This is a genomic window from Armatimonas sp., from assembly GCF_043760365.1.
Taxonomy (GTDB): domain Bacteria; phylum Armatimonadota; class Armatimonadia; order Armatimonadales; family Armatimonadaceae; genus Armatimonas.
This window is the reverse complement of sequence record NZ_JAYUPA010000037.1, coordinates 1-6,816: the sequence shown is the minus strand read 5'-3', so window position 1 is coordinate 6,816 and position 6,816 is coordinate 1. Positions and strand designations below refer to the sequence as shown.

7 protein-coding genes are annotated in these 6,816 nt (G+C 60.6%); 6 read left to right on the top strand and 1 reads right to left on the bottom strand.

What is annotated here, in order from left to right:
* The 5 genes from ACH2EH_RS00910 to ACH2EH_RS00890 all read left to right on the top strand — a co-directional run.
* Positions 1–1,757: hypothetical protein (locus tag ACH2EH_RS00910; RefSeq protein WP_395137891.1), on the top strand; the 1,757-nt coding region annotated here is incomplete at its 5' end.
* 18 nt (positions 1,758–1,775) lie between these two features.
* The gene (locus ACH2EH_RS00905) at positions 1,776–2,048 is read left to right on the top strand and encodes a hypothetical protein (RefSeq protein ID WP_395137889.1); all 273 of its coding nucleotides are present in this window, start codon (positions 1,776–1,778) and stop codon (positions 2,046–2,048) included.
* A complete protein-coding gene (locus ACH2EH_RS00900) occupies positions 2,045–2,464 on the top strand; it encodes a hypothetical protein (protein WP_395137887.1) in 420 nt (139 codons plus the stop codon). The genes ACH2EH_RS00905 and ACH2EH_RS00900 overlap by 4 nt, the downstream gene beginning before the upstream one ends.
* 44 nt (positions 2,465–2,508) lie before the next feature.
* Positions 2,509–3,372, top strand: a complete 864-nt coding sequence (locus ACH2EH_RS00895) for a hypothetical protein (protein ID WP_395137885.1) — start codon at positions 2,509–2,511, stop codon at positions 3,370–3,372.
* A 56-nt stretch (positions 3,373–3,428) separates the two neighbouring features.
* Positions 3,429–4,547 (top strand): ABC transporter permease, encoded by a 1,119-nt coding sequence (locus tag ACH2EH_RS00890; protein ID WP_395137883.1) that lies wholly within the window; start codon positions 3,429–3,431, stop codon positions 4,545–4,547.
* 53 nt (positions 4,548–4,600) lie between these two features.
* Here ACH2EH_RS00890 and ACH2EH_RS00885 read toward each other — a convergent pair whose 3' ends face one another.
* Positions 4,601–6,328, bottom strand: a complete 1,728-nt coding sequence (locus tag ACH2EH_RS00885; RefSeq protein WP_395137881.1) for a DUF5939 domain-containing protein — start codon at positions 6,326–6,328, stop codon at positions 4,601–4,603.
* Between ACH2EH_RS00885 and ACH2EH_RS00880 the strand changes: the two genes are divergently transcribed.
* On the top strand, positions 6,327–6,644 hold the full coding sequence (locus ACH2EH_RS00880; protein ID WP_395137879.1) for an antibiotic biosynthesis monooxygenase: 318 nt from the start codon (positions 6,327–6,329) through the stop codon (positions 6,642–6,644). The genes ACH2EH_RS00885 and ACH2EH_RS00880 overlap by 2 nt on opposite strands.
* The last annotated feature ends 172 nt before the right edge of the window (positions 6,645–6,816 follow it).

The window sequence follows — 6,816 nt, the reverse complement described above, 5'->3', positions numbered from 1 at the left end:
GTTTCGTGGTGGAGGGCGATCAGGTGCGGCTCACGGGCCTCGTGCACAACAACAGCGGCCAGCCGCAGACCGCGCACCTGCGGCTCAAAGCAGCGGGGCTTCGCGAGCCTGAAAAGACACTCTCGGTCGCCTCGGGAACGGTCGGGGAGGCCACGTGGAGCTGGACGGTTCCAGGCTCGCTCTCGGAGTCCACAGAAGTGGCACTAGAAGGCTGGACGGACACCAAGCTCACCGACGGGGTGAAACTCCCGCTCACGGTGCGCCCATTTGCGAGGGAAACCCTGACCAACTTCGGCTTCGCCCCCGACGGCACACTCCGTGTCGCTCTTCCCGCTGATGCCGTCGCCGAGCGCTCGTTTCTCACCGTCCGTGTCGCGCCCAGCCTGCACGAAACCGTAGCGGAGGCAACGGAATACCTGAAAAAATACCCCTACGGCTGTGTCGAGCAGACCGTCAGCCGCTTCGTGCCACTGATTGCAGCGGGCATCGCGGATAAGAAGCTAGTCGCCGAAGGGGTCACGCGCCTGGCGGGGATGCAGAGCGGCGATAAAGGCTGGGGCTGGTGGTACAAAGATGGCTTCGATCTCTGGCACACCGCCTACGCACTCTGGGGTCTGGCTGAGGCGCGCGATGCGGGCTTCTCCGTGCCCCTCGAACTCTTCGAGCGCGGAGCCAAGCCGCTCTGGGCGCTCCTGACCGAGAAGAAAAACCCCACCCCGGACACTGCCTTCGCACTCTACGCCGTCAGCCGCGTGGATGCTGCCCGTGCCCGTGGGATCGCCCCGGCGCTTCTGCACCGCTTCGGTCTCGCAAGCGCCAAGCGTGCGGACACACTGGCCTGGCTGACTCTGGCCTGCACCAACCTGGGGATAGACGCGGTGCCCTACGCCAGTGCCCTGGAACAAAAAGCCCAAGTGGACGGAGCCTTTGCGCACTGGGGCGACGGCAGTGAGCGCACCACCACCGCACTCGCCCTTCGTGCCCTGCTCGCAACGCACTCCCAGAGCGCGTTGATCGGCAAGGCCACCACCTACTTGCTCTCCACGGGCACCAACGGCTACTTCGGCAACACCCGCGACACGGCCTTCGTGATCTCCACGTTCTGCCTCCTCCCTGACTACGCACGGAACCAGGAGCTTGGCCCCTCCACACTCCAGCTCAATGGGAAACCCTTTCCATTGACCAATAAAGGCAAGCTCCTGGAAGCCACCATTCCCGGAACGGCGCTCAATTCAAGCGAAAACAAGCTCACCTTTTTGGGCGGCTACGCCACGGCGACCCTGCGCCAGACGACAAGAACCGATGTCCTCCCCGCGCTTGAGGCCAAGGGCATGAAGATTCGACGGGAGTACATTCGGCTGGCATCGGGTCCCAAAGGCCTCCTCCCCGAGAGTGCGACCACACACTTCAACCAGGGAGAGACGGTTCGTGTCCGACTGATTGTCGAGGTCAGCGAGCCGCAGGATTTTGTTTTATTGGAGGATCGCTTCCCCTCAGGGTTCGAGCCCAATGCGCGTGGCACCCTGGAGGAGGAGGATACCTACGGAGCATGGAACTTCTGGTACTCCCATATAGATGTCCGTGATGACCGGATCGCGCTTTTTGCACGCTCCCTGAACAAGGGAAAACATGTCTATGAGTATCACTTACGTGCCCAAACACCGGGTCAAGCCCACGCACTACCCGCAGCTCTCACCCCCATGTATGGCACCCGTCTGCGTGCCGAGTCTGCCGGTGAGGTACTGGAAATCCGGTAACAAACCGAAAGAAACACTATGGCTCACTTTGCTTTCCGTGACTTTGCCCCTAAACAAAAACGCCCCGCTGGATTTTTCCAGTCGGCAGAGTCCGACAACTTAATGGAGGCAGTTCTGCAAGCCAACCTCTGGGTCGTGGATCATAAAGTCAGGGTCATGAATATTGAAACCGTCGTTCTTCCCAACAATCAGGAAAACGAAAGTATCTCCTCCAGCGTTCCCTGGTATCAGTTCATCCGAGTTTGGTATGCGTTTGAGGAAAAGGCTCCCGAGAGCGAGGAAATCAAGTGAGCAAACTCGCGAGTGCACTACTTGGGGCCGTGGCACTCGGCAGCGCTACCGCTTACTACCACCAGAGCCTACCCCCCGACCAGGTGGGCGAGATCTTGTGGGGGCTCATTTTATTGCAAGCGGTTCCGTCGGGGGCGGCGCTCGGGCTAGCGACAGAGCTTGCGCTTCGCGCCCCTCTCGGGGGGCGCCGGGCGCTGTGCTGCTTTGTGGGTGGCCTCCTCGGGCTGGTGCCACCGGGAATTTGGGCATGGCTCGCAGTCAGCGGCGATCCGTTTCACGCGCTGCCCAAGCTCTGGGCGACACTGGTGCTCTGCCTGCCCACTCTGGGGGCGATCTTTGTCATGAACCTCTGGGGGCTAGCGAACCTGCGCCCCGTGCGCTTCCGGACAAAAGAAAAAGAGAGCGACGAGAGCTAGTACCCGCAACCTCAGCACTGGAATTACGTCGTAGATAAGTAGACATGGCACTCTCTTCCCAAAAGCAACAGACTCTCCCCATCGAGCAATCCCAGAAAAACGCGCTGGCAGAGATCTGGCGTGAGGTGGTCACCGAGAACCCCGTCTACCAGCGTGAGGCCCGCACGGTTCCCATTCCAGCCAGCTACTCCCCCGAGAAGGCGGAAGCGCTCCGTGAGAAGGCTCGCCTCGCTCGTGCCAAGTGGGAAGCACGGACTCCCGCAGGAAAACTCTGGAAGTCAACCGCTCCCTACCTGATGGTGTTTGTTGTTTTCTACCTACTGCTCCCCCTCGCAATGGCCTACATGCGGGGGGGAAGTGTAGGGCCGCTGATTGGCCCCCTGATAGGCAGTATGTTTGTCACGGCTATCACCACCGCTTCAGCCATTGTGACGGAGCGAGAGAAGCGCACGTGGAATGCCCTCCTGCTCACGCGGCTAAGCCCGGCACAGATCATCGGAGGCAAGGTGGCCAATGTTCTCAGGACGCAACTGGCGAGCCAGGGAATGCTCCTGGTCATGCTCCTCGTAGGAGTTGCACGTGGTGTCGTGCCCCCTCTGGCACTCCTGCTCTTCCCACTGATTTTGCTGCCAACGGCTCTGCTTGGAACACTGGTGGGTATCGAAACCTCTCTCTGGAGCAAGAGCCTCAAAGGTGCCATTAATAAAGCAATGTGGCAAGGCGGCGGGCTTGGATTCCTTGCACTTCTCGTCGTACTCGCCACGGGATTTGCGTTCTTTGGCAAGCTTCCCCTGTTTGTCCTGCTTGCCCCCATTCTCTACGCTCTCCTTGCCGTGATGGCATCGGCGCATATCTGGCGGCGGATGCTGCGCGATATTTGGCGGGCACCGAAAGATTTTTCTGGTTAAATCGGCGATAAAATGCCAGTGTTTAGCGTATCAGGTAGTTATCTACAGGAGTTACTATGCTCAGAGTAAAACAAGAAGAAACCGAGGAGACGCGCACCACCCTCCCCTCCGTTCGTGTTCCGTCGCCCCCCCAACCTGCCCCCGCCACACTAAGTGCAGAAGACGAAGTCTTTCTCTCCCGGCTCCGCAGCGGGGAGACACTCACGGGGGGGGAGCGGGTTCTACCCACTTTGATCACTCCCCCACAGACAATCACCGCTCCTCCCTCCACTCTCTCGTTACCCGAGTGGTGGGAGCACCTGATCACCAACAACCCTGTCTTCCACAAAGAGACCCTGGCGCAGAAGCGGACCCAGGAGAAGAAGCAAGGCACCACGCAGCTCACGGAGAAGATACTCGGGATCATGGCCACGCTTGGTCTCTACGCGGGGATGTTCTATCTGATCTCCCTAACCGCAGGTACCACCGATCCCAAACCCGCTTTCTGGGGTATGCACGGTTTCCTAGTGGTGCTGCAGTGCCTGGTGCTCATGATTGCGATGCCGCTCCAGGCCGCTACCAGTATCACGTCTGAGCGTGAGAAAATGACCTGGAATGCGCTCCTGCTCTCGCGCAACTCGCCGCTCCAGATCCTGGTGGGAAAGATGGCGGCCACTCTCCGGCCCATCTCGCTTTTCTACGGGATGCTGCTGCCCGCACTCCTTATTACGTCGCTGGGCACCGGCATGGCTTGGACCAACTTTCTGGCCTCCCAAGTCTTGATCCTCGTCACCTCGCTGCTCAACGCGTCGGTCGCGACCTACTGCTCCCTGGTGAGCAAGAAAAGTCAGCAGGCTTCGGGCAATGCGGGCGGCTGGGTCATCGTGCCGCTTCTAGGGCTTCCTGGGCTAACCGCCATCACCTACGCGGCTCCAGCGCTCATGGCGAGCCTGCTGAACACCCGGTTTGACCCTGCTCCCTGGTTCCACTGGATAGCTTGGCTCATCAACCTCTTTAACCCAGCGGCGGGGATATTTTTCGCCCTCACTCAGGCTCCCCTTCTCAATAGCCTGCCCGCCTGGCTCTGGTTCTTCGTCCCAATTTTTTATCTCGTCGTTTCCTCGCTAACCATTCGTGCGCTCTGGAAGCGGATGCTGGATATCTTCTGGAAAACCCCCAAAGACCTCTCGGGCTAGCGCCGTGCATCCAGGCCGCGCCACTTGTAGGCATAAACGGCGCACCCAAGGCGCTATCCCCCAATCCGCCAGAGTATCAGCGGCGCGTCCGTGCCCTTTAGCATCGCGGTGAAGCGCTCACGGGGCAAGGCATCGGGGACGAAGCGTCGCAGCTCGTCGGGGAGGACGATATCACAGCCATGGCTCTGGCCCTGGATGCGACTGGCGAGATTCACGGTCTGGCCGAAGTAATCGAGCTGGCCGTTGGCGGTGACGGCGAGCGCGGGGCCACTGCACAGTCCGAGCTTCACGATCAGCGGCGCGGCCTCGCGCTGTATGGTGAGGGCTGCCTGTACGGCTCGCTCCGGGTCGGTAAACGCCGCCATCACCGAGTCGCCGATGGTCTTGACAATCCCCCCGCCGTGAGCTTCCAAAATTTTGGAGAGCTGCTCAAAGTGAGTCCGAACCGTGGCGTACGACGGCGCATCGCCGTGGGTGGCGTACATCTGAGTGGAGCCCTTCAGGTCAGTGAACAGAATCGTCACCTGCCGCACCACCAGCTCTTGCCCCGGAGCCAGCACCTCCGAGCCAAAGTGCTTCCGAAACTCCGAGAGCGCCGTCACCTGCGCCGCCGTCGCCGCGTCTTCTCGCCAGCCCAGATTCTCCAGCCGAAAGAGCACCGGGTAGGATGCCGTATTCTCCAGCACGACGGGCGCATTTTGCACAAGCCCGAGCTCCTGTGTCTCGCTTATTTGCGGAGAGCGAAGTCGGTAGGTTCCCGATGGCAGGCTTGTGGCGAGGGTTTCCGAAGTATTTGCGAGAACCTGCCACTGCATCACCACATGGCGCATTCTATGCGGGCCGCCGATGCAGTAGGTAGAGACGCCCGCCTCGGCTTTGCGCAGGGCGGGCGCGACGGAGAAACAGACTTCCACATCTTGATCAAAAGCGGGGCCAAAGGAAATATTGCACGATGCACAGTGCGCTTTATCGGGAGTGAGCGCGTCCAGCGTCTCCACCGACGGCCCCGCGCCACGACAGGCCGGGCAGAGCAAGCGCCAGTGCAGCTCCAGTGCCCCGGCACGCACGGCTTGTAGGCAGAGCTTCAGGACTTCTGTTCGGTCTAGCCTCCACCGATCGGCGAGCGCATACGGGCGAAAATCTACCACATCCTCGGGCGGTGAGAGCAACAGAAAGGCGATCAACCGCGCCACCTGCTCCCCCGTGAACCCGGCCTGCTCCAGACGCGCACGGGTTCGTTGCATCGCCACCCCATCAGGAGCACGGGGCGTGAGGCTACTGTGAGCATGAATCGGATACGGCGTGACTTGTCTGCCCTCCAGAAACGCCACAAAGCTGGTGCAGGCACGGAGCAGGCCGTTGACACTGCTCTGGACAATACGCTGCGCCAGGAATCTTCCTGCAACCCCACGTGGCTCAGCCTCCGACCAAGCCGTTAGCCGTGTTCCTGCCCCTTCGGTTTCGAGCTGCACTCCTACACGATAGACAGAGACCGGCCCGTTTTCGGGGAAGCGCTGCACCCACCAGAGCGACGGCTTCACCCAGCGATACGGCTCCTCGACATAACGAAGCGTGATCGGCCCAAACGTCGCCTGGCCCCGAAGCGACGAGCCCCCTTCAGGTCGCGGCGTGAAGGTGAACACCACCGATGGCAGCTTCAGCTCCCGATTCAGTCGCTCGGTATCCGAGAGCAGCTCCCAGAGCGCCTCCCGGGGAATCGAGAACAATAGGGTTTTCTCAGCGCGGATCACAGCGGCATTATAGCGGTATAATCGGCGCATGTACGTTGTTTGTGTCACCGTGTTGATTAAGCCCGGAAAGGGCGAGGCATTTCTGGAAGAGGCACGAAAGAACCACGAGGGCTCAGTGCAGGAGCCGGGCTGCCTACGCTTCGATGTTCTCCGACTTGCCACGCCCCCCGAAGACGGTCAACCCGAGGGTTTTTACCTCTACGAAGTCTACAAGACCGAGACCGACTTCAAGGCACACCAGCAGACCGCGCACTACTTCGCCTTCCGCGATGCCGTGGAGCCTCTTCAGCAGGAGCCTCGCAAGGGCATCCGCTACCACTCTGTCTACCCCGAAACCTGGAGCTAGAACAATGCAAACGCAACCACAACCGAAAAAGCCGCCCTATATCCGCCGTGGCTACCATGACCCCAATGGCACCGGGATCTTCTACATGGGCCGTGAGATCGCACTCGTCATGGGCCACGAAGCCGCAGACTGGCTGGATCGCCCCGAACGTGAAGAAGAAGAAGCCCCTACA